This is a genomic window from Effusibacillus consociatus, assembly GCF_042652925.1.
GTDB lineage: Bacteria > Bacillota > Bacilli > Tumebacillales > Effusibacillaceae > Effusibacillus > Effusibacillus consociatus.
This window is the reverse complement of the sequence record NZ_JBHSHC010000006.1, coordinates 1-22,852: the sequence shown is the minus strand read 5'-3', so window position 1 is coordinate 22,852 and position 22,852 is coordinate 1. Positions and strand designations below refer to the sequence as shown.

The following is a 22,852-nucleotide window of genomic DNA, read 5'->3' as shown; positions in this document are numbered from 1 at the left end:
GTAATGCCATCAAGATCTATCTTTGAAAATCAGGTGATAGAATGGATTTCATCCGAAACAGATGATCGTGCTGTAGAGCGAATCCTGTGGATTTCCCAGGCAAATGATGTGGTATTCAGCATCGCGCTCGAGGACGATAAGGCGTTTCCGGTCATGAAAACATATACGGAGTTCATTGCTGGCATAGAGGCTAATCTATGTAAGCCCATTGACTGGATCAACTCAAACATTCCGTTACTGGAGCAATTCATTGATCATGAACATCTGCTCCTCCGTGATAAAGCATGGGATGCGATTAAAGATGTCGTGTCAGATGAACCAGACTGTTTTGATAAAAAATGGCGAGGAGTACGTGTACGAGAAGTTCAAGAAAAGACAGGACTTCATAAAAGTACAATCTATCGTTATTTGCGGAGATTCTGGCAAGGCGGAAAGTTGAAAAATGCTCTTCTCCCCCATTATTACAATTGTGGAGATTATGGGACTGATCGAGCTCCCGGAAAAGCAAAACGCGGCCGTCCCAGAAAGTTCGAGGATGGACCGACAGGCATCAATATTGACGAAGAAACGAAACAATTGCTTCGTTCGGGCATTCGGCTATTTTACAACAACAAGGAGAAAGCCCCTCTCAAACATGCCTACCAAAAAACGCTTGAAAAGTTTTTTGCCACGGGCTTTCGACAAGACGGGAAAGCACTCGTCCCCATTCTTCCTCCACCGGATAAATTGCCGACGTTCGGACAGTATCGTTATTGGTTCAAGAAAGAATTGGACTTGGAAGATTCCTTAAGAAGCCGGCTTGGAAAGAAACAATATGCGCTCAAGTACAGGCCGATTCTTGGCAGTTCCACTCATGAAAGCTTCGGTCCAGGTTCCAGATTCCAAATCGATGCGACTGTAGCGGATGTCTTCCTGGTTAGTGAATATCGTCGGGATTGGATTATCGGAAGACCGATTATTTACATCGTAATCGATGTATTCAGCCGTTACATCGTTGGATTATACATCGGGCTCGAAGGACCGAGCTGGGTCGGAGCGATGATGGCTCTGGCCAATACGACAATGGATAAAGTGAGATTTTGTGCTCAATATGGCATCGATATTGAACCGGAGGAGTGGATTTGCAGTCACTTGCCTCAAAAGTTGACAGCTGACCGCGGGGAGCTGGAAGGGCATAAGCCAAGCCATCTTATTGATGTTTTGGGTGTAGATGTGGAGAACGCTTCCCCATACCGGGCAGATTGGAAGGGCATTGTTGAGCAGCAATTCCGATTAATCAATCTTCGGAGTATTCGGTTTATACCGGGAGCAATCAAAGAGCGTCAACGGGAGCGAGGTGAACGAGATTACCGTCTGGATGCAAAATTAACGCTTCGGGAGTTTACCCAGATTATGATTCGCAATGTGCTTTATCATAACAATCATCACCACATGCAATGGTACGACCGGAATGAGTTTATGATCGCCGATGATATTCTCCCTATTCCACGCGAACTGTGGCAGTGGGGCATCATTAATCGAAACGGACGGCTCAAGAAGCAGCCGGAACACATTGTCAAGCTAAACCTAATGTATCACGGGGAAGCGACCGTCACAGCGGCTGGAATGCAGTTCAAAGGCATGCATTACGGTTGTGACTTGGCATTGCGCGAACAGTGGTTTGTAAAAGCAAGGGCAGGCAAAACGTGGCGTGTTCAAGTATGCTACGATCCCCGTTCCACCGACGAAATTTATTTGTGGTTGGATGAAGGCCACCGATTTGAACCATGTACTTTGCTTGAACGGGAAGAACGTTATATGAACAAACGATTCGAAGAAGTAGAAGATTTGCTCGAGATTGAAAAGTATCAAGGTCGCCATCAAGAGATCAACAATATGTTGTCCAAAATCGAACTGGACGCTCATACGAAGGCGATTGTAGAAGAAGCGGCTAAAAAGACTGATGAAGCGATGAATCAAAATCAAGAAAGCAGTAACCAGCGAATAAAAGGAACGAGACAACATCGCTCCAACGAGAAAATGCTCAATCGTGAACGAGAAGCTTTTAAATTGTCCGATCAACCTCAAGTACCAAACATCCCAGCAAATAATGTTATTCCAATGAGGAGAGAAGACAGTGATGACAGAAAGGCACCGTCATATATTCCGCCGGCAGACAAACTGTCCAAAATTAAAGCCTATATGATCGAAGATGGTGAAGAGGAATGAGTGAATTTGATGTCCCCTTATTTCATTTCAGCCGCGGTACATTTGTTGAAGCAGACTATCAGGATCCGTTAATCGAGGATTACCGCAACAATCCCTTGCTTGAGGCACTGCCGCCGATATGGGACGAGAAAACCGTTGTACAGAAATTAGCTTCGAGACCGAAGTTTCATGCTTCTGAACGAGAGTTGCCCGTTCATCTTCGGTTACATTGCGTACAACGGATTTCTCGCGATTTCTTTCAACCATTATCTCGACATTTGGAGCTGGAGCAAAGCATTTCCCGACTGATTAGAGACGGTTATGTCGGCCGAAATCCGCTTACCCCGAATTATGCTTTCCGAGCCCGTAAGGACGCATATGAGCTCATCATGAAGGGGAATACAAGCGGATATCCAGTGAATACACCCACATCAGCCGGGTTTGCTTTAGTTGGTATTTCGGGAATCGGGAAGTCCAGCAGCTTGCTTCGAATTTTACAAATGTATCCGCAAGTGATTTTGCATCGGAAATACCAAGGCAAAGATATGCCCGCCCCCTACCAAATTGTGTGGTTAAAGATGGATTGCCCGCATGACGGTTCCATCAGAGGGCTCTGCCTAAATTTTTTGCTTGCGGTCGATAGTCTCGTTGGGACAAAGTACTACAAAAAGAATGTCACGAAAAATCCGGATGAATTGTTGCCGCTCATGGCGCAGGCGGCTGCAGTGCATTGTCTGGGGGTTCTTGTGATTGATGAAATCCAAAACCTTCAAGAAGCCAAGGACGATCGCGCAGCTCAAATGCTGAACTTCTTCGTTCAATTGGTCAACACTATCGGGTTGCCAGTCATACTTGTCGGAACATATAAGGCGCTCCCCGCATTAAATGGTGAATTTCGAAACGCGCGGCGCAACAGCGGCCAAGGGGACGCTGCGTGGCACCATTTTAAGAAAGATGAGGAATGGACGTGGCTGCTGCAAGGTTTGTGGAAATATCAGTGGACAGACAAAAAGGCTGAACTGAATCAGGAGTTCATTGATATCATGTACGACGAATCCCAAGGCATTTCCGACATTGCGATTAAACTGTTCATGCTGACCCAATGGAGAGCATTGGATAAAGAAATGGAGCAAATTACTCCGGAATTGATTCGTTCCGTTGCAAAGGATCGGCTGACATTAATTCGGCCTGCTCTCGAAGCATTACGATCCGGCAAGAAGAGGCAAATTCAGAATTTCGCCGACATTTATTCCAGTGTGTCCATTGACGATTATCTGGATCGGATTGAAGCTGAACAGCGGCAAGCGGAACGATTGGAATTGATTCGGAATGAACTCGGTTACGACGTTGTGGAACAAACCGTGAACGAAGTCTGCGCATGGCTTGTTGAGGCGGGAATTGATCGCCAGTCAGCGAAGCGATCAGCCGAGCAGGTTGTAAAGGCGCACTTGAACGAACTGGATCGTGTAGATCTGCATAAAGAGGCCTTAAAGCTGGCTTTACATACACAGCCTGTTCCATCAAGTGCTTCCACAAAGCAACGCGGAAGAAGCAATTCAAAAGTGATTCTGACTGAGCCTAACGATTTGAGATTAATCGTTTCACAAGGAAGAAAGAAGAAGTTGTCCGCTTACGAGGCGCTGAAAGCAGCCGGATATATTAAAAATCCTTTGGAGTTCCTTGGATGAGGCATTGAACCCATGAATGAACGATATGCAATCCCTGTTCCGTATCCTGATGAGCTTTTATATAGCGTGATTTCTCGTTATCACCTGAGAGCGAATAACACAACCCCCAAGTGGTCATATAAAGAATTATTTGGCACGGAGAACATTATTCCTACAATTGACCTGCCAAGTCATATCGAGACATTTTCGCGCAGAAGTATGCTGCATGGAATGACAGCCGATGATTGGATGAAAGACCACACTTGTTATCCGTTTTATGCTCCGTTCTTGCCCAAGGATCGCGCCAATCGTTTAAAGCAACTCATGAAAGGGCCGGATGGTTCGGGGATACATGCACTTGTTGGGATTACCGCCAGTACTGTGGATAGGAACAGTGATTTGCGGTTCTGTTCTCAATGCTATGAAGAAGATATAAACCAATATGGGGAGCCGTATTGGCACCGCATTCACCAGCTTCCGGGAGTATGGGTTTGTCCGGTTCATCGGGATGTTCTGCATCGAATTACGTATCCGGTTTCAGACAGATATGGGTTGACCGTTCTCCCAATTTCAAAGAAGATGTTCGGCTCTGTACCGATTGTCGCGAACTTGTCGGGTAAAACAATCGATCAGCTTTCAGACATCGCTAGAGACATTCAGGCATTAATGAAAACCAACGATATGCCAGTTCTTTATGAATCCAGGAACATATTTCTTCAACGCTTACGGAAGCAAGGGTATGTAACAGCAGGCGGGCGTATTCGCCAGCAAAAACTTGAGGAACAGTTCGTCATTTGCTATGGGAAAGAACTGCTGGAGATGCTGGGCAGCCTTCCATACGGTAAAGACTACACATGGTTGAATCTGGCGACAAGGCCCGCCCGGCGGGCGATTCATCCGCTGCGACAGATGCTGCTGATCCGTTTTTTGTACGGGTCATTCAATGGATTTTTAGAACAATCCGAGGTGGATGACGCACCCTTCGGCAGAGGGCCATGGCCATGTCTGAACAAAGCAGCGGAACATTATCGAACCTCAATAATAACGGACCTCCGGATTACGCGTTGTACAGATACCGGTCGGCCTGTAGGAACCTTTACTTGTGAATGCGGCTTCGCCTATTCAAGACGAGGACCGGATCAATCCGAAAACGATAAATACCGCAGAGGGCGTATAAAATCGTTTGGTCCTGTTTGGATGGATAAGCTTCAGGTACATTTGCGAGAGGGCATTTCCTATCGTTCCATGGCAGCGTTATTGGGAGTTGATACGGATACAGTCATTAAGTACGCCAAAGGTACCGTGACAACTCGCAACTTGGAACCTGCATTATTTAAGAGACCAAGAACATCTTCCAAACCTGTCCGGTCCAAGGGATCTAAAAATACACGAGTCGACTGGGGAAAACGTGACATGGAGCTAAGTTGGATTGTCGAGGAAGCATGTAGAAGGATATTATCTGATCGCGAAAATAAACCTGTCAGAATTACGATTGCAGCGATAGGCAAACGAGTCGGGAAACTGAGTTTGCTAGAAAAGCAAAAACAAAAGCTCCCTGTAACGACGAAAATTTTATCTGATTACCTTGAGTCTACATCCCAATTTCAAATTAGGAGAGTTCGATGGGCTGCTGAGCAAATGGCCGGCGAATGGCCCATAAAACGGTGGAAACTTGTGAAAAAAGCCGGACTGCGACCAGGATATGCCCAAGAGGTATCGGATGAAATCGCTCGTTGTATTGGACAAGGGGCTGTAATGAATCGAATTGCATCTGCTGAGGTGACTCCATTATGGCTGCATTGATACTGCGTACCTGACCGTTTCCGGAGAATCAGGAAGTTGAGTTATTTTGGTTCGGGTCCCCTTTCATGGACTACAAAGGGAATTGGAGGGTTCGAGTCGCATTTCGGACGGAAACCGGGGACTTAAAAGTTATATCCTACCCATGGGGAACAGTACCCTATTTGCGCATGGGACAAATCTACACCAACGGAGTATTTGATCAAGTCAAGCCATTGGAAGGTATTGTACATAGAGTAACGATAAGCAGCTTGGATCAAGGTCTGATTAGCAATGGGTTTAAATTGCCCAAGCGCTTGATTGACTTCCGTCAAAATCCGGAGCTAGGGCTTCAAAAAATTATTCAGTTTCAGTTTGACGGGATGATTTATTGCTTTCCAGTGTTCGAATTCATTAGAGCCATCTTTATTAACTCCAGGTATTTGGCGTATTATTTGATGCAGCCGCACGGTCTGGAAATGTTGGTCGATAACAGCGATATGAGAGGAACAACTCTGTATTTTGATTTGAGTTTTCGTGTACCGGCCAAATTGGCAAGCGAAAGTAACGCACGTCACCTATCCTGGATTTACATTGATCCCGCTATTCGTACCATGTGGGATTCCGTTTATCAATTGATGTTCAATCAAGTGATCAAGGACTCGCCTCAAAATCCGAGCGCTAGGATGAAGAAGGGAATTCCGCTTAGCGTTGAGCTCCCGGCTGTTGGTCCTCTTGAGTTTCACGTTCGAGGAGAACAATTCAATAACTACTTCTTGGTGAAAGAAATTCTCGGTATTGGCGGTTTTAAGCATCCGGCGGAAGAAATCGTCTTTTGGCACCCATCGAAGAAACGTCGTGAGTCGATTTCAGGAGATAAACAAGTTCGAGTTACGTCCGGATCCGAAAATAAAGACTACATATTGAATGATCAAAGCGAAAATGCCAGGGAAAACGCGAGGCAAGATGTATTGGAGACCCCTCCTACGTTTATGCGATTCTCCAATTTTCCGAGGGTTACTGCTCGTCGGGAGGATGTTAGGCATTCCCATACCGGCAATGACGTGATCGTCACCTCCGGGAGAGGCGGGAAGAACTCAGGAGGACTAGAGGAAGTAAGCACACAGGATTCGATGGTCGGCGGCGATACGCCTCCTATCGATTTTCAGACGCTTGAAACCATACCAGTCACAGAGGCCATCGGTCTTGAATCTTTTTTCGAGATGATTCAAATCTTGAAGCATATCTTTCCCGGTCATATCCGGATGTCTGTGCTCAGGGTACCTCCCGGCAAAAGATTTTCTGTGTGTCCAAACGGCTCCCGACGAACATGCGCGATCGTACAGGCGGATAATGGTATCACGACTAAGTTTGTTATCGAAGTAGCCAGGCCGGATGATTGGTCCATTTCGACATTGATCCTCCACCCAACCCAGCAGACTTCACTAAAGACGGTTGAGCGTGACATTAAGTTGCTCCTTGAAGGGCTTGTTCAAAAAGGCGGCCACTGGGATCAGAACATTTTAAACCAATGCAACGGCTTCAATATCGAAAAGGTTAAGCATTATCAAAGCGATTCAATTAGGGATTGGGCGTATCGAATAAACGGGAAATTATCCGGCTAGACAGTCCAACTTTGAATTTATTTTTGGTATTGAAATACTCAATTCTTGGATGGTATAATTTAGTTGGCTTTTGGCAGTGAAAGAAGGTGATGAATTGATTGAATCGTTCTGGAATATCTGTCTACTTCACGATATATCAACCCGTGATCAGTTGCTTCGCGAGGCCATTCGTGTGAAGCGGATGCAACAACTTCTGAAACAAAAACCGTTGGCAGAAACGGAGCTAATGACTGAACCCGAGAAGCTGTTTCAGTGGATGAAGGAACGCGCCTTAGACAAAGAATTAGGCCATTTCCCCGGCGATCGGGATTTATTTTATAAATTATACCACACAGGCAAGGATATGGACTTGTTGGAATACGCCATGCTAACGATTCAACAAGATCGTATTACAGGGAGCATTATCGTCCATCCTGGAATCGTAGAGCGGTTTGTCGATCAGTGTGTGCGACATGGTTGCAAGAACATTCTGTTTGCAGAAGCTGAAAAGTATATCAAAGGACTCGTCGAGACCAAATGTTACCATCGACCATGGACCATCACTATGTTAACGGAAAACTACATCATCGGCAGATTGTTCAAGACGTATTTCGAGCCCTATTCCAATATCCGCATTGTTCAAGGGTCCATTTATCAGCCGCTGCCTTTGGAACATCAATTCGACGCGATCCTGGCGATGCCGAATTTCGGTATGAAAATGAACGATGACGAGGTCGCGGTTCGGGAATCCGAAGGCGCAGCGGCCAGCTACCTGCTTCCACTCTTGCAAGACGGCGGGAGATTGAGCGTGACCTTTCCTGCACGGATGCTGTTTCAATCCGGCGCGATCGCAAGCTGGCGGAAGCAAATGAATGAACAGGCGCCGGTGCAAACGATCTATTCGCTTCCGGACGGCTTGTTTCGTCCCTACACTTCCATCAAGACCTATCAGGTTGACTTCGGCAAAGCTCCTGCGGAAGAAGTGATCCTCGGGCGGCTTCATGTGGAGAAGTCAAAGCTTGTGACGGAACGGGAGATTTCCATCCATCCCGACCGGTTCCGGCAACTGGATCATTGGCGAATCGAACTGCTATTGGATGAAGATCAGGATACGCTTCGTTCCTTCCAGCAGGCGGCAACCCCGAAAGTGAAGTTGCGCGATGTGGCGGATATTTTTCGCGGCAAGTCGGTTCTGAAGCAGGATCTAAAGCCCGGGAACATTAAGGTGCTGAATATATCCAATCTCGATGACGGCGAAGTGCTGTTGGATCAGCTTGAAACGATAGACGAAGAAGAGCGGAAAGTGAAGCGTTACGAGATTCTCCCAGGCGATCTGGTGATGACGTGCCGCGGCACCGTGAACAAGCTGGCTGTGTTTCCGGAGGCTCAAGGGGTGGTCATCGCTTCCTCGAATATGATCGTTATCCGATTCAAGTCGGCGATCAAGAGCCATTTTGCCAAAATGTTTCTGGAAAGCCCTGTCGGTACGGCCCTTATTCAAAGTTTTCAGCGGGGAACAACCGTAATGAACTTGAATCCGGCGGATGTGGCGGAAATGGAATTGCCCCTGGTACCGGAAGACACGCAGCAAGAATTAATCCAGCGATATATTCAAGAGAAGGAACGATATAAAGAAGTCGTTCGCGAAGCGGCGAACCGCTGGGAACAAGTGAAGAGCCAGTTATACGAGCAACTCTACTGAGGAGGAATATTTGACAATGGCAACAGCGAACATTGGATTCGAAGAAAAATTATGGAGCATGGCCGATAAGCTGCGCGGCAGTATGGATGCGGCGGAGTATAAGCATGTAGCGCTCGGCCTGCTATTTCTGAAATATGTGTCTGATGCGTTTGAAGAGAAGTACGAAGCGCTTAAAAATGAACCGTACGCCGATCCGGAAGACCGGGACGAATACGTGGCGGCAAATATTTTCTGGGTGCCGAAGGAAGCGCGCTGGAGCCATATCAAGGATAATGCGAAGAAGCCGGAAATTGGTCAAATTATCGACAACGCCATGATCGCCATCGAGAAGGAAAACCCGTCGCTGAAAGGCGTGCTGCCGAAAGATTACGCCAGACCAGCGCTCGATAAAACCCGTCTCGGTGAAGTCATCGACTTGTTTTCGTTCAAGGTTGGGGATGAAGAGAGCCGTTCGAAAGACGTTCTGGGGCGAGTATACGAGTACTTCCTGAGCAAATTCGCCAGCGCTGAAGGCAAGAACGGCGGCGAATTCTATACCCCGAACAGCGTTGTTCGCTTGCTCGTCGAGATGATTCAGCCGTTTAAGGGCCGCGTATACGACCCCTGCTGCGGTTCCGGTGGCATGTTCGTTCAGAGCGAGAAGTTTGTAGAGGAACATCAGGGGCGCATTGGCGATATTGCGGTGTACGGGCAAGAATCGAACCCGACAACGTGGAAGTTGTGCAAGATGAACCTCGCCATTCGCGGCATCGACGGCAATCTTGGCGAGCATCACGCGGATACGTTCCACAATGATTTACATAAAAATCTGAAGGCCGACTACATCCTGGCGAATCCGCCGTTCAATATCAGCGATTGGGGCGGCGAACGGCTGACGGAAGACGCACGCTGGACGTATGGGGTGCCTCCAGCTGGAAACGCCAATTACGCCTGGATTCAGCATATCGTGAACAAGCTTGCGCCCAGCGGTGTGGCCGGCTTCGTACTGGCGAACGGTTCCATGTCGACGAGTACGACGGCGGAGTTTGAGATTCGCAGCAAGCTGGTTAATGCAGACCTGGTCGATTGCATCGTCACCTTGCCGGGGCAGTTGTTCTACTCGACGCAAATCCCGGTTTGTCTCTGGTTCATTGCCAAGAATAAAGCGCCGAAGGGACTTCGAGACCGCCGCGGTGAAATCCTGTTTATCGATGCACGCAAAATGGGACATATGGTGGATCGCACACATCGCGAGTTGAGCACGGACGATATCCGGAAGATCGCCGATACTTATCATGCCTGGCGCGGACAGCCGGAAGCCGGAATCTATGAGGATGTGAAGGGCTTCTGCAAAGCGGCGAGGCTTGTTGAGGTTCAAGAGCACGAGTATATTTTGACGCCGGGGCGTTATGTCGGGATTGAAGATGTGGAAGAAGACAGCGAACCGTTCGAGGATAAAATGGCGCGGTTGACATCGGAGCTGGCGGAGCAGTTCGCCAAGTCCCGGCAACTAGAGGATGAAATTCGCAAGCGGCTTGGGGGGATTGGGTTTGAGTTTTGAGCCATTTAACGGGATGACGCCTCCTAATGAATGGAAGGCAAAATTGGTGAAAGATATTGCAGTTGTGAATGAAAGGGCGATCAAGAAAAGCGATTGTATTGATACAATCCAGTATATTGATATTGCGGCAGTCAACCATCGTAATATAGATCAACTACAGAAATTCAATCTGAACGACGCTCCCAGTCGCGCTCGCCGGATTGTGCAGGATAACGATATTTTGATTTCCACAGTTCGTCCGAATTTGAAGCACTATACCATGATTCGTAAGGCAGAACCAAATATGATCGCATCGACAGGGTTTGCAGTAATATCACCTAAAAAGGTTCATCCGGATTTTCTGTACTATTATTTGACCTCGGACTCTTATACAAGATATTTGACTCAGATCGCCGAAGGGCAGACATCCGCATACCCGGCTTTTAATCCTGATATCATAGAATACACCATGGTCTATTTGCCTTCCGACAATGAACAACGTGAGATCGGAGAAATGCTAGCATCAATAGACAAAAAAATCGAACTCAACAACGCCATCATCAAAAACCTTGAAGACATGGCTCAAGCCCTTTTCAAACGGTGGTTTGTAGACTTCGAGTTTCCAGATGATAACGGCGAACCGTATAAGTCCAGCGGCGGCGAGTTTGAGGAAAGCGAATTGGGTTTGATTCCGAAGGGGTGGAAGGTCTGCACATTGGGGGAGTTTTGTGAAATAAGTACAATCTCCATAAATCCGGCAACACAGCCTGATATCATTTTTGAACATTACAGTCTTCCTGCGTTTGACAGCGGGAAGTTACCAGTATTTGAATTCGGTTGCGAAATAAAAAGCAATAAATACAAAGTAAGTAAAAATTCAATTCTTGTTTCTAAACTAAATCCGGAAACGAAAAGAATTTGGAGTCCATATTGTTTAACCGATTATGCAATCTGCTCAACTGAATTTGTGAATTATATCCCTGTAAATAGTAAGCTTCGTGCATATTGCTTTTCGATTTTAAATTCTGAAGGCTTCCATCAATATTTGGTTGGAAACACAACGGGTTCCACGAATAGTCGCCAACGGGTGAACCCAAAAGGGACATTGCATTATAAATTAGCTTATGGAGGGTCAGATACAGCGTACATATTTAACGACTTAGTTTCAGGCATTTATAAAAAAATTAATGAAAACACATTAGAAAATAAATATCTTGCTTCCATTCGCGACACTCTTCTCCCTAAACTGATGTCTGGTGAGATCCGTGTCCCTGTCGAGCAGGATCACAGCGCTCCCAATCTGCCAATGGTTGCCGAGAGCAAAGCAATATATCAAACCTAACTCAAAGGAGGTGCAATGATGGCCAATTATACCACATCCTATACCGAAAGCGACCTGGAGCAGGCAGCGCTGGAATGGTTCGAAGAACTGAACTACGAAAAAGCTTACGGCCCGGATATTTCTCCCGAAGGGGAGTATCCCGAACGGCAATTTTACCATGACGTCATCCTGAAAGACAGGCTGCGCGAGGCGCTTATTCGCATCAACAAACATGTGCCGCGGGAAGCGATTGAGGAAGCGATCCGGGTCATTGAAGTGTCGCGCAGTCCGAGCCTTCTGATCAACAACAAGGCGTTCCAGAAGATGATCACCGACGGGATCGACATTCAGTATCGGGCGGCTAACGGCGAATATCCGACGGAAAAAGTATGGTTGCTCGACACTGATCCGGATCGGATCGGCAACAACGATTTTCTGGTCGTCAACCAGTTTACCGTCGTCGAGAATCAGGGAGAGAAGCGCCCGGATATCGTCGTGTTCGTGAACGGCTTGCCGATCGCTGTGTTCGAATTGAAAAGCGCCTCCAACGAAGAAGTCGGGATCAGCGACGCCTACAATCAGGTGCAGACGTACAAAAGCGCGATACCGTCCCTGTTTACCTATAACTCGTTCCTGGTCGTCAGTGACGGCGTGAATGCCCGCGTCGGTACGCTGACAGCGAATGAAGACCGCTTTATGATGTGGCGTACGATTGAAGGCGAAGATGTGGCTCCTTCTTCCCTGCCCCAGCTCGAAGTGCTGATTAAAGGGATGTTTGAAAAAAGCCGGCTGCTCGACATCATCAAGCATTTCGTGCTGTTTCAGACCGATGGGGAGCAACTATTCAAAATATTGGCCGGTTACCACCAGTACCACGCGACCAACAAAGCGATTGCGAGTACGGAACGTGCAACGATGGACGAAGGGGACCGCAAAATCGGCGTCATCTGGCATACGCAAGGCTCCGGAAAAAGCTTGTCCATGGTATTTTACGCGGGCAAACTCGTGCTGACGTTAAACAACCCGACGATCGTCGTGGTGACGGACAGGAACGATCTGGATGATCAGTTGTTCAGCACGTTCAGTAAATCAAAGGACTTGCTCAGGCAGACGCCTCAGCAAGCGGAGAATCGGGCTCATCTGCGCCAGCTTCTGTCGGTGGAGTCGGGCGGGATCATTTTCACAACCGTACACAAGTTCACCCCGGATGAAAATGAAGACAAGTACCCTGTTCTTACGGAACGCCGCAATGTGATTGTGATCGCGGACGAAGCGCACCGCAGCCAGTACGGCTTTCAGGCGGAAATGGTCGCCGGGGACGACGAAGCGGCAATTAAGTATGGCTATGCCAAGTATATGCGCGATGCGTTGCCGAACGCTTCTTATATTGGCTTTACCGGAACGCCGGTCGAACTGACAGACAAAAATACGCCTGCCGTTTTCGGCGATTACATCGATATTTACGATATGACCCGAGCCGTAGAAGACGGGACAACGGTCAGAATTTATTACGAAAGCCGTATTGCCCGCCTGGAGCTGTCGGAGTCGGAACGTCCGGTCATCGACAGCGAGTATGAGGATATTACGGAGTATCAGGAGTATTCGCAGCGGGAGCGTCTGAAGTCGCGTTGGGCCAGGCTTGAAGCATTGGCAGGTGCAGAGAAACGAGTCAAGAAAGTCGCGCAGGATGTCGTCGAACATTTCGAGCAGCGGCAGAAAGCCGGTTTCGGCAAAGCGATGATTGTTGTGATGTCGCGGCGGATTGCCATCGATATGTACAAAGCGATTGTGGCGCTTCGGCCGGATTGGCATAGCGACGACGACAATGAAGGCAAGATCAAGATCGTCATGACCGGAAGTTCCAGCGATCCGGAGGAGTGGCAACCGTTTATCGGCAACAAGCGGCGCCGCGAACATTTAGCGAAACGGATGAAGAATGTGAACGATCCGCTTCAGATCGTCATTGTCCGTGACATGTGGCTGACCGGTTTTGACGTGCCGAGCATGAATACCATGTACATCGACAAACCGATGAAAGGCCATAACCTGATGCAGGCGATCGCTCGCGTGAATCGGGTATTCCGCGACAAACCAGGCGGTTTGATCGTCGACTATATCGGAATAGCGGATTTACTGAAATCGGCGCTTCAACAATATACGGAAAACGACCGCAAAACTGCCGGCATCGACACGGACCAGGCCGTTGATTTTATGCTGGAAAGGCTGCAGCTCATCCGCGAATTGCTCCATGGGTATGACTACAGTAAATTTGCTTCGGAGAAAGCATCCGACCGGATGAAGGCAATTGTTGAGACGGTCGATTACGTACTTGGATTGGGTGAAGAGAGCAAGCGGAACTTCCTGAATTGGACGACGGAATTAGCAAGAGCCTTCTCGCTCTGCGCGACAACTTCCGCCGCGGAGGAAGTCAATGTCGAAATCAGTTTCTTCAAAGCGGTTAAATCAGGTATTATTAAGTTGATAACTGACGAGAACAGGAAGAAAACGACGAAAGAACTCGACGCCGAGTTGAATCAGCTCATCTCGAAATCGGTCGTATCCGATGAAGTTGTCGATATTCTGGAGGCTGTTGGCTTACAGAAACCGAACATAGCGATACTATCGGATGAGTTCCTGGAACATGTGCGCGGGTTGAAGCAGAAGAATCTGGCGGTGGAACTTCTCCGCAGGTTGCTTCAGGGTAAAGTGAAGGCTGTTTCCCGGACCAGTATTGTACAATCGAAGAAATTCTCAGAGATGCTGGAGGAAGCAATTCGGAAATACAACAACCGCACCATCGAAACGACACAAGTTATCGAAGAACTTATCCAGATGGCCAAAGATATGAATGCGGCTGTCAAGCGCGGTGAAGATCTTGGTTTGATTAAGGAAGAACTGGCTTTCTATGACGCGCTTGCCTCGAACGATTCGGCCAAGGAACTGATGGGCGATCTCATGTTGAAGCAGATCGCACACGAACTGACTCAAGCGATCAAGAGCAACATCAAAGTCGACTGGACGCTTCGTGAGAATGTACGGGCTCAAATGCGAATTACGGTCAAGCGGCTGTTGAAGAAATACGGTTACCCGCCGGATCTGGAGAAGATGGCAATTGATTTAGTGCTTCAGCAAGCCGAATTGATGGCGCAGATAGAGACGGGAGAATTTAAATATTAATACACCTAGGCATAGCTAACATGAATTGTTATTTAGCTATGCCTATTAATTTGGAGGGAGAAATTGATGTCAACTGATAAAGAAGTTCTAATACGGGAATTCCTGAAAGCTCTCCATGAAGAAAATGCAGCTATTTTCGCAGGAGCGGGTTTATCCGCTGCTTCAGGATATGTTAATTGGAAAGGACTTTTAAAGGAGGTAGCAGAGGAGCTTCACCTTGATATAGAAAAAGAGACTGACTTAATATCTTTAGCACAGTATTTCTATAATAAAAATGGCAGGCAAAGATTATCGCAGTTGGTTATTGATAATTTTTCAGCGCAGGCTCAAATAAATGAGAACCACCGAATCCTAGCTAAGTTACCTATAGATACTTACTGGACAACAAATTACGATAGATTGATTGAAAGGTCATTGACTGAGGCAGGAAAGAACCCAGACGTTAAAATAAAGCAAACCGATTTTGCCCTATTAAAGCCCAGAAGAGATGCGATTGTATACAAAATGCATGGAGATATTGAAAGGGCCGATGAAACTGTTTTGATAAAAGATGAATACGAAACATTTCATGAAAAGAATCAGCTTTTTGCAATGGGGCTTAAAGGTGATTTAATTTCAAAAACCTTTTTATTCATTGGTTATAGCTTTGAAGACCCTGATTTAGAGTATATATTAAGTCGCATCCGAGTATTAATGGGCCAAGACGGAAGAACCCACTACTGTTTTTTTAGAAAGGTCAGTCGCAATGATTACTGCCATCTTCCCCAAGAAGAAGGCGATGAAATGTTCAGGTACAATTCAGTTAAACAGGAACTAAAGTGTGCAGATTTAGAAAGGTATCACATCAAGCCAGTGTTAGTCGATGAATATGAAGATATTACCGAAATTTTAGATACCATTTACCAACGTTACATTAGATCAAACATACTTATATCTGGGAGTGCAGCAGAGTACGCCCAGTTCGATAGTGATGAGAAAGTTGCACAGATGTTTATTCATCAACTGAGTCATGAGATAGTGAAAGCTGATTTCAAAATAGCATCTGGATTTGGTTTAGGAGTTGGAAGTGCTGTTATTAACGGATCATTAGATTTTGTTTACTCCACAAACAAACGAAAAATCAGTGATTATTTAATTTTAAGGCCGTTCCCCCAGTTTGCAACAAACGGAATGGACTTGAAGGATTTATGGGACAAATATAGGAGAGATTTAATCTCGGATGTAGGCTGTGCTGTGTTTTTATTTGGGAATAAAGATGACAATGGTCAAGTAGTAGATGCAGATGGTGTAAGAAAAGAATTCGATATTGCTGTTTCAAAAGGGGTTAAGGTTATACCTATAGGTGCTACAGGTTATGTATCCAAGGCATTATGGGAAGAAGTAATCGCAGATTTCAATAAATACTATTTTGATTTCCCGGCACTTAAACCAGATTTTGAATTCATTGGGGATGCAAAGAATGATCATCAGGAAATCATTAGAAGAGTAATAAAAATAATTAGAGTCCTTAGGGCTGGCAGGTAAAGAATAATTTGGGGAGTGAATAAAATGGGGAGAAAGATTTTTATTTCCTATAAGTATTCCGATAGCAATGTATATCCTCTAAATAACGACTATTCTACAACTGTAAGACATTATGTAGATGAGCTTCAAGACAAACTAAAGGAAGACGATCACATTAACAAAGGTGAAGCTGACGGTGAAGACCTTAGTGAATTCAAGGATGAAACGATTTGGACTAAATTAAAGGATAAGATCTTTGATAGTAGTATCACCATTGTGTTTATTTCAAAGAATATGAAATCGGCATTTGTCAGCGAAGAAGACCAGTGGATCCCTTGGGAGATCTCGTATTCGTTGAAAGAACTTACGAGAAACGGAAGGACTAGTGATGCCAATGCATTGCTGGCAGTTGTTTTGCCAGATCAAAATAATAGCTACGAATATTTCATCCTGGATAACTCGTGTCCCTACTGTAATTGTAGGACACTAAAGACCTATACTTTATTTACAATATTGAGAGAAAATATGTTTAACATAAAATCTCCTACTTATAACGATTGTAGTAACCATAGTGAATTAAACAAGGTATACACCGGGGAAGCCTCATATATACGATCGGTTAAGTGGGTCGATTTTATTGATAATATCGATTATTATCTTCAGATAGCATACGACATTAATGAAAATATAGATTCATATAACATTCGAAAAAGTGTGTAAATTAGAGATGCATTGATAACGATCATTTTAGGGGATATAGTACATGCCGGGTGTAACAAAAAGAAAATATGTTGGAGAAACGATGCGGATCAATAAAAAAATTACACAAATATTGAGACGCCTATCAGAAGTCCTACCTTATAATTATAACGCGGATACACTGTTAAATTTATTTAAAGAGTTGTATCCGCATGAGTGGTGCGAACTAAACCAACGTTATCAACACTATAAAAAGAAAGATGAATTCTTGCGAAAAATTGGTAAGAAAATCAGGTACAAGCCTGACCCACCGAGGAAGCATTTTCTTAATCTGCCTAAAGTCAAACACATGCTATCTAAAGGTATGCTTATTAAGCACAAAGCTAACTTTGATAGGCTGGGTTATCAAGAAAAGTTCAACAGTTTTAAGGTTAAGAGGCAAATCGCTATTAAGAGTAAAAATGACAAGATCGCTAAAGAAAATGAACTTATTCAAAATGTTGAACCACTATATATTGATGCATTTATTGCTGCTTATCACCAAAGAGGAATAAGTTTGGAAGGAAAGTTGGAAATATTTAATGAACTACAAAAATATAAATCCAATAAAGTCCTAGAATTTTTCTACAAGCTTAATGACAGTGAACGGAATAACCAGATTAGCAACATGGCGTTTAGACATTTGCAACTGATGGGAAACTATGTGAAATTAAGAAAAAAGTTTAAAGGTAAAGAAAAGAGTTACATGACTGAGACAAGTCAGTTTTTCATGACCCCTCTGGATTTATTAAACAGAATTGAAAGCAATAATCTTCAGAACCAAAAGGTTTTTGATGTATTTATTTCTCATAGTTTTCTAGATTCCGATGTTATCAAGAAAGTAATTAAAGCTCTCAACAAACATTATCTCAATATATACTGTGATTGGACGAGCGATAAAGAATTTCTTAAGAGAGAACTAGTTAGTTACCCCTGAAAAAATCGATTTAAGAGATGGCTCTCCACTTTCGTCATTTTTTCAGGGGGAACTAGCTATCTAACTAATAACAAGGTGCCTGTGGAAGCAAGTTTATCGTCACTTTTTTCTCCAGTCTAATACTTTATTTTCCTGGGTTTTCGTATTTAGAATCTAATCTAGATACTTAGTCTAAAACTTATTTTTCAAAAGCTGACGATTTTCAAACTCAAAAAACCGCGCCACATCAACAACTCCTGTCTAATACTTTATTTTCATCGAACAGCTGTTGTAAAAACCAATCAAAGTCATCTAAAAGCCTAAAAAGTCGTGTTAAAGCCTAAAAAGTCATGTTACGAGCCGAGCGAGAAGCGGGTATCCACTCCTGTATTTCCTCGGCTCTTTTCTTAAATCAGGGGAGAGGATTTATTGGGAGGGGAAAAGAAGAAAACCCTTGTGGTACAAGGGATTCAAGCGTTTTTCTCCTGTTTTTTCTCGATCATTTCCTCCGATTATCTTTTGCCCTATCCCGAATCTTTTTCCCTGCCTTTCCCCCTGCTCTTAGTTCGACTTTAATTGCTTTTTTTATCCCGTTTTTTCCCGTTCTGACCTCGATTTTCTCCTGTTTCATCTCACGACTATAATTACTTTGGTAATTTTGGGAGATGTTGTAAAGAGGCGGAGAAGCCTTGTGGCTGTAGGAGCAAGCGGGGATGGGGAAAGATGACATGGGCGAGACGACTTTTTTTGCAAGGCACACTTAGTCCGGCTTCGGTTTCCCGTATCTTGAAGCGCCTTCGTGTTCACGGGATTGTGAAGAAAGTCCCCGGTACAAAGGAAGTACTACCTGACCAAGCTGGGAAAGAGCGTCATTACGCTCGGTCTCAAAACCAGGGAACTCTTCATCATTCCCGGACTGACGGAAGTTGCTGCAAACTGATTACCCGATCATGTGACACGGGCTGTTTACGGCAGCCTTGCTTTAACGCTGTCTTTTCAAGGTTTTTACGAGTTTCTTTCCACTTTTCGAAGATCTTTGAATTTAAGAGCCTAACTGATTATGATCACCCCGACGTTCCCAAATGAGGGCTTGATCCTGATCGTCTAACCAGAAATATCTCGCTAATTGTTCAGGGGTCGGATCGCTCGTAAAACGGCCATACCTCGCCTCCTGTTCCGTTGTAAGAAAATCAACTGGCATGATCTCATCCCTTTTCGATCTCTAGGCTGTTTATGAATGAAATGCCTTTCCTATTGCCAAGCAATTTTTTCAACCTCGGACTGTAAATCCGCTTGGGTCGCCTTAACGTATATCATTGTCGTATCTAAGCTGTCATGCCCCATAATTTGAGCCAGTCGGTGCAAAGGTGTATTTACTGCCATAACGTACCCAAATCGATGTCGTAGATCATGAGCGCTTAGCCCTTCAAGTCTCGCCAATTTCATATATTTTTGAATCCGATGCCGAAGTGCCCGTTCGCTCAGCCTTCCGCCAGTTTTTTCAGATGGAAACAAATACTTGCTGCCTGGCGGCAGTGTAAACACATATTTTTCCAAAGCAGCTCTGCATGTGGAGTTTAGGGGAACTTCTCTTTGTTTATTTCGCTTGCCGGACCGTACAGTTACATTTCCACTGCGTTTTCCAATATTGATATCTTCTGGTGCCAGGTCGCAAACTTCCATTGTGCGAAGGCCCGTATGAAGCATTACAATAATAATGGTCTGATCTCGTAACGTACCGCTGTGTTCCGCCGCAGCAACCAAAGCGGCTTCTTCTTTTTCTGTCATCTGTCGGGGGCTTGTCTTTTCTGCCGGAACTAACTTCACCGGCTTTGAAGGATCACGGCGGATACGTCCTTCGGTAGTCGCCCACTCAAAAAATCGTTTAAGTGTAATTAAGCGGCGGTTGATAGTTGCCGGCTTTAATTCCATTGTTTTTTGCATGACTTCCCGGTATCGGGTCAACGTGGGGGTGGCCACATCCTCTAATCGAAAAGCAATATCCTCTTCCTGGTTGTCTTGTTCAGAACTCTCAAACCATCCAATAAACTGTTTCAGATCACTTGCATATTCCTTCAAAGTTTTTGGATTCAAGTCTTCCTCCGTGGAGAGGATGTATATGAAATCGTTAATTATTTGTTCTCCTTGTGCGGATATTACCTTTGGGATGCTCACTGTCGGAAACCCTCCAAATTCTTGACTTACATTAGCGGACATGATAATCTTATCTTAATTCATACATTAGCGGACATCAAGGGTGAATTTAAGATACATACAATTACCGCTAATATCAATTAGCGGACATTATGGAGGAATCGCTATGTCGATGCCAAAAGAAAAGTTCCACCGCATCATTGACCTGTTACCTGAAGATCGGTACGAGAGACTTGTGAAGGCGCTGCCCAAAATCATTTTTGAAGGCGAAAAAGATAGTGACGATTTGACTCCGGAAGAGCTGGTCGAAATTTTGGCTGAGGCAAAAAAGGCCAAAGAGGAAGTGGCGAAAGGCGAGTATGTCACTTTTGATGAGGTTTTTGGAGACCTGAGTAATGATGTATAAAGTGATCTTCCGCAAAGAGGTTGAAAAGTATATTAAGAAACTGGACAAACCCACACGATTGCGGATCCGAAACGCCATTCTTGAGTTAGCCGAGAACCCGTACCTTGATAAAAATGTCAAGCCCTTGGAAGGTGGCGAAAGCCTCTTCCGGAAACGTGTGGGGGACTTTCGGATCGTTTTTTCAGTTGAAAACGAACAATTAATTGTTTTGATCATCAAGGTTTCCAGTCGCGGTGACCTCTATAAAAACCTTTAATACATACGTGCCACTATGTGCACTCGAAAATCTAGCATGTTTGACGAATAATATAAGAAGTAAATCGGGAGGAATGTAGAACTTCCAACATATCGTAGGAGGTAACATCATTGAAGGAAGTTGTACAAAGCCATTTCTTTTGCCTTTATTGCAATCAACTACTTGAAGTGAACGAACACACATATTTTCAAAACGGGTTTTCGCTTTGTAGAAAACGCTTACTGCCATATTGGAACGTGTAACATCCATATGTCAGATGATACGAAAAAGGACACAAACAGTTGAATTGTACAGGTACAAGTACGTGGTCTAGCTGAAAAAGCTGGACTTTTTTTATTTGGCCGGCAAATAAAAAGTAAGCGTCAAATCCTGCACACCTACAAAGCTGCTTTGCCCCATGAGATAATCTTCCTCAGAATGAAGCAAGGGGGATTTTTTTATGACACAAGCAGAGCTTAGAGAGGTATGGATCGCTCGGATCCAAGACTACCGGTCTAGTGGAGAGCGTACTGCAATCTGGTGTGAACGCCACAAGGTTACGCCGCGCCAACTGTGGTATTGGATGCGAAAATTAAAAAAGGCTGATGAACAAACACAAGCAAACAGGAAACCGCAGTGGGTTCCCCTTCATATGGACGAAATGACATCTGACGGAGCCTCACCCCTGCTAGTCAAAGTCGGTTCGGCAACCATTGAGGTGAGACCCGGCTTCGAACCATCCCTGCTAGCCGATATCGTCAAGGCACTGCAAGTCCTATGCTAAGCGAAATTCAGGTGGATCGGGTGTATTTGGCTTCTGGCAGCACGGATATGCGTAAATCGATTGACAGCTTGGCCGCGCTCGTGCAGGAAGGTTTTCAACTTGATCCGTTTTCGCCCAGCTTATTTGTCTTCTGCAATCGTGGGCGCGACAAGTTGAAAATGCTCTACTGGGAGCACAATGGTTTCTGGCTGTTTTACCGACGCCTGGAGCGCGGCACGTTTGCCTGGCCGAACGAAAATTGCTCCGCACCGATATCCATTAGCCGCAGACAATTGCGCTGGCTACTGGACGGCCTTTCTCTGGAACAACGTCAGGCCCATCTTGAGGTGCGGGCCGAGATCGTCCTATAGGACTCCACCCGTCCTAAACGTTCACCCGATGGACACCGGCAATAGCAGGAGAATCAGGGGCGATGGCGAATTTCTTTGGTTATGGAAAACCAAGCCGATATGTCCCTACCTATAATTGAAGAACTATGGAACCAGAATATCGAACTGGCGAAACAGAATGCGGAGCTCAAGGCCAGAGTCTCCTGGCTTGAGGAGCAGTTCCGTATCGCGCAGCATCGGCGGTTTTGTGCATCCAGTGAAAAAACCGATCCGAGTCAATTGACGCTGGATATGTTCAACGAAGCGGAAGCCGAAGCCGATCCGTCGGTGCCGGAACCCACCGTGGAAACCATCACCTACCGCCGAAAGAAAACGCGTGGAGCGCGAGAAACGAAGCTTGAGGGGTTGCCGGTGGAGACGATTGAATACCGGCTGACCGAGGAGGAGCAGGTCTGCCCCTGCTGCACCGGCACGTTGCACGAAATGAGCACCGAGACGCGGCAGGAGCTCAAGATCATCCCGGCGGAAGTCAAAGTGGTTCGGCATGTGCAGTCAAAGTGGTTCGGCATGTGTGCCATGTCTATGGCTGCCGCCGGTGCGAGCAGGAGGCGATCCGCACACCGATTGTGACCGCGCCGATGCCCGCTCCTGTGGTGCCGGGCAGTCTAGTGTCGCCGTCGATGTTGGCGTATGTGATGAGCCAAAAGTATGTAGACAGCCTGCCGCTGTACCGGCAGGAGCAGCAGTTTCAGCGCCTGGGCGTAGAACTTTCACGTCAAACGCTGGCCAACTGGATCATCGCCGGCGCAGAACGGTGGTTGGCCCCCCTCT

At 45.8% G+C, this 22,852-nt stretch carries 16 protein-coding genes and 2 pseudogenes; 16 read left to right on the top strand and 2 right to left on the bottom strand.

What is annotated here, in order from left to right:
- Positions 1 to 3: 3 nt before the first annotated feature.
- The 11 genes from ACFO8Q_RS00500 (at position 4) to ACFO8Q_RS00450 (ending at position 18,134) form a co-directional block, all read left to right on the top strand.
- Positions 4 to 2,208: a Mu transposase C-terminal domain-containing protein gene (locus ACFO8Q_RS00500; RefSeq protein WP_380023462.1), complete on the top strand. Its 2,205-nt coding sequence runs from the start codon at positions 4 to 6 to the stop codon at positions 2,206 to 2,208.
- A complete protein-coding gene (locus ACFO8Q_RS00495; protein WP_380023459.1) occupies positions 2,205 to 3,875 on the top strand; it encodes an ATP-binding protein in 1,671 nt (556 codons plus the stop codon). The genes ACFO8Q_RS00500 and ACFO8Q_RS00495 overlap by 4 nt, the downstream gene beginning before the upstream one ends.
- Before the next feature lie 12 nt (positions 3,876 to 3,887).
- Entirely contained in the window at positions 3,888 to 5,657 is a 1,770-nt protein-coding gene (locus ACFO8Q_RS00490) for a TnsD family Tn7-like transposition protein (protein ID WP_380023458.1), read from the top strand.
- A gap of 65 nt (positions 5,658 to 5,722) precedes the next feature.
- Positions 5,723 to 7,258, top strand: coding sequence for a Tn7-like element transposition protein TnsE (locus tag ACFO8Q_RS00485; RefSeq protein WP_380023457.1), 1,536 nt, complete (start codon positions 5,723 to 5,725; stop codon positions 7,256 to 7,258).
- A 76-nt stretch (positions 7,259 to 7,334) separates the two neighbouring features.
- Positions 7,335 to 8,939 (top strand): restriction endonuclease subunit S, encoded by a 1,605-nt coding sequence (locus ACFO8Q_RS00480; protein ID WP_380023455.1) that lies wholly within the window; start codon positions 7,335 to 7,337, stop codon positions 8,937 to 8,939.
- A gap of 16 nt (positions 8,940 to 8,955) precedes the next feature.
- Positions 8,956 to 10,479 (top strand): class I SAM-dependent DNA methyltransferase, encoded by a 1,524-nt coding sequence (locus ACFO8Q_RS00475; RefSeq protein ID WP_380023454.1) that lies wholly within the window; start codon positions 8,956 to 8,958, stop codon positions 10,477 to 10,479.
- Positions 10,469 to 11,800, top strand: coding sequence for a restriction endonuclease subunit S (locus ACFO8Q_RS00470; RefSeq protein ID WP_380023453.1), 1,332 nt, complete (start codon positions 10,469 to 10,471; stop codon positions 11,798 to 11,800). Before ACFO8Q_RS00475 ends, ACFO8Q_RS00470 begins: the two co-directional genes overlap by 11 nt.
- Before the next feature lie 18 nt (positions 11,801 to 11,818).
- On the top strand, positions 11,819 to 14,956 hold the full coding sequence (locus ACFO8Q_RS00465; RefSeq protein ID WP_380023452.1) for a type I restriction endonuclease subunit R: 3,138 nt from the start codon (positions 11,819 to 11,821) through the stop codon (positions 14,954 to 14,956).
- Between the two features lie 66 nt (positions 14,957 to 15,022).
- Positions 15,023 to 16,480 carry an SIR2 family protein gene (locus tag ACFO8Q_RS00460; protein WP_380023451.1) on the top strand — a complete coding sequence of 486 codons (1,458 nt, stop codon included), beginning with the start codon at positions 15,023 to 15,025 and terminating at the stop codon, positions 16,478 to 16,480.
- 24 nt (positions 16,481 to 16,504) lie between these two features.
- Positions 16,505 to 17,179 (top strand): TIR domain-containing protein, encoded by a 675-nt coding sequence (locus ACFO8Q_RS00455; protein WP_380023449.1) that lies wholly within the window; start codon positions 16,505 to 16,507, stop codon positions 17,177 to 17,179.
- A gap of 43 nt (positions 17,180 to 17,222) precedes the next feature.
- Positions 17,223 to 18,134 (top strand): hypothetical protein, encoded by a 912-nt coding sequence (locus tag ACFO8Q_RS00450; RefSeq protein WP_380023447.1) that lies wholly within the window; start codon positions 17,223 to 17,225, stop codon positions 18,132 to 18,134.
- A gap of 1,027 nt (positions 18,135 to 19,161) precedes the next feature.
- On the opposite strand, the pseudogene ACFO8Q_RS00445 reads toward ACFO8Q_RS00450, so the two are convergent.
- Both ACFO8Q_RS00445 and ACFO8Q_RS00440 read right to left on the bottom strand, forming a co-directional pair.
- Positions 19,162 to 19,314 (bottom strand): annotated as a pseudogene (locus ACFO8Q_RS00445) (DUF4158 domain-containing protein); the annotation flags it as partial.
- Between the two features lie 50 nt (positions 19,315 to 19,364).
- Positions 19,365 to 20,330 carry a tyrosine-type recombinase/integrase gene (locus ACFO8Q_RS00440; RefSeq protein WP_380023445.1) on the bottom strand — a complete coding sequence of 322 codons (966 nt, stop codon included), beginning with the start codon at positions 20,328 to 20,330 and terminating at the stop codon, positions 19,365 to 19,367.
- A 103-nt stretch (positions 20,331 to 20,433) separates the two neighbouring features.
- On the opposite strand from ACFO8Q_RS00440, the gene ACFO8Q_RS00435 reads away from it, so the two are divergent.
- The 5 genes and pseudogenes from ACFO8Q_RS00435 to ACFO8Q_RS00415 form a co-directional block, all read left to right on the top strand.
- Positions 20,434 to 20,673 (top strand): hypothetical protein, encoded by a 240-nt coding sequence (locus ACFO8Q_RS00435; protein WP_380023443.1) that lies wholly within the window; start codon positions 20,434 to 20,436, stop codon positions 20,671 to 20,673.
- Positions 20,663 to 20,929: a type II toxin-antitoxin system RelE family toxin gene (locus tag ACFO8Q_RS00430; RefSeq protein ID WP_380023440.1), complete on the top strand. Its 267-nt coding sequence runs from the start codon at positions 20,663 to 20,665 to the stop codon at positions 20,927 to 20,929. Before ACFO8Q_RS00435 ends, ACFO8Q_RS00430 begins: the two co-directional genes overlap by 11 nt.
- 439 nt (positions 20,930 to 21,368) lie before the next feature.
- Complete coding sequence (gene tnpA / locus ACFO8Q_RS00425; RefSeq protein WP_380023438.1) at positions 21,369 to 21,692, top strand: IS66 family insertion sequence element accessory protein TnpA; 324 nt, start codon at positions 21,369 to 21,371, stop codon at positions 21,690 to 21,692.
- 26 nt (positions 21,693 to 21,718) lie between these two features.
- Entirely contained in the window at positions 21,719 to 22,042 is a 324-nt protein-coding gene (tnpB, locus tag ACFO8Q_RS00420) for an IS66 family insertion sequence element accessory protein TnpB (protein WP_380023437.1), read from the top strand.
- 99 nt (positions 22,043 to 22,141) lie between these two features.
- Positions 22,142 to 22,852, top strand: a pseudogene (locus tag ACFO8Q_RS00415) (transposase); the annotation flags it as partial.

Excerpts from the sequence above, each read along its gene's own strand:
- ACFO8Q_RS00500 (WP_380023462.1), top strand. The coding sequence starts at position 4 with ATGCCATCAAGATCTATCTTTGAAAATCAGGTGATAGAATGGATTTCA.
- ACFO8Q_RS00495 (WP_380023459.1), top strand. The coding sequence starts at position 2,205 with ATGAGTGAATTTGATGTCCCCTTATTTCATTTCAGCCGCGGTACATTT.
- ACFO8Q_RS00490 (WP_380023458.1), top strand. The coding sequence starts at position 3,888 with ATGAATGAACGATATGCAATCCCTGTTCCGTATCCTGATGAGCTTTTA.
- ACFO8Q_RS00485 (WP_380023457.1), top strand. The coding sequence starts at position 5,723 with ATGGACTACAAAGGGAATTGGAGGGTTCGAGTCGCATTTCGGACGGAA.
- ACFO8Q_RS00475 (WP_380023454.1), top strand. The coding sequence starts at position 8,956 with ATGGCAACAGCGAACATTGGATTCGAAGAAAAATTATGGAGCATGGCC.
- ACFO8Q_RS00465 (WP_380023452.1), top strand. The coding sequence starts at position 11,819 with ATGGCCAATTATACCACATCCTATACCGAAAGCGACCTGGAGCAGGCA.
- ACFO8Q_RS00460 (WP_380023451.1), top strand. The coding sequence starts at position 15,023 with ATGTCAACTGATAAAGAAGTTCTAATACGGGAATTCCTGAAAGCTCTC.
- ACFO8Q_RS00455 (WP_380023449.1), top strand. The coding sequence starts at position 16,505 with ATGGGGAGAAAGATTTTTATTTCCTATAAGTATTCCGATAGCAATGTA.
- ACFO8Q_RS00450 (WP_380023447.1), top strand. The coding sequence starts at position 17,223 with ATGCCGGGTGTAACAAAAAGAAAATATGTTGGAGAAACGATGCGGATC.
- ACFO8Q_RS00440 (WP_380023445.1), bottom strand. The coding sequence starts at position 20,330 with ATGTCCGCTAATGTAAGTCAAGAATTTGGAGGGTTTCCGACAGTGAGC.
- ACFO8Q_RS00435 (WP_380023443.1), top strand. The coding sequence starts at position 20,434 with ATGTCGATGCCAAAAGAAAAGTTCCACCGCATCATTGACCTGTTACCT.
- ACFO8Q_RS00430 (WP_380023440.1), top strand. The coding sequence starts at position 20,663 with ATGATGTATAAAGTGATCTTCCGCAAAGAGGTTGAAAAGTATATTAAG.
- tnpA (WP_380023438.1), top strand. The coding sequence starts at position 21,369 with ATGACACAAGCAGAGCTTAGAGAGGTATGGATCGCTCGGATCCAAGAC.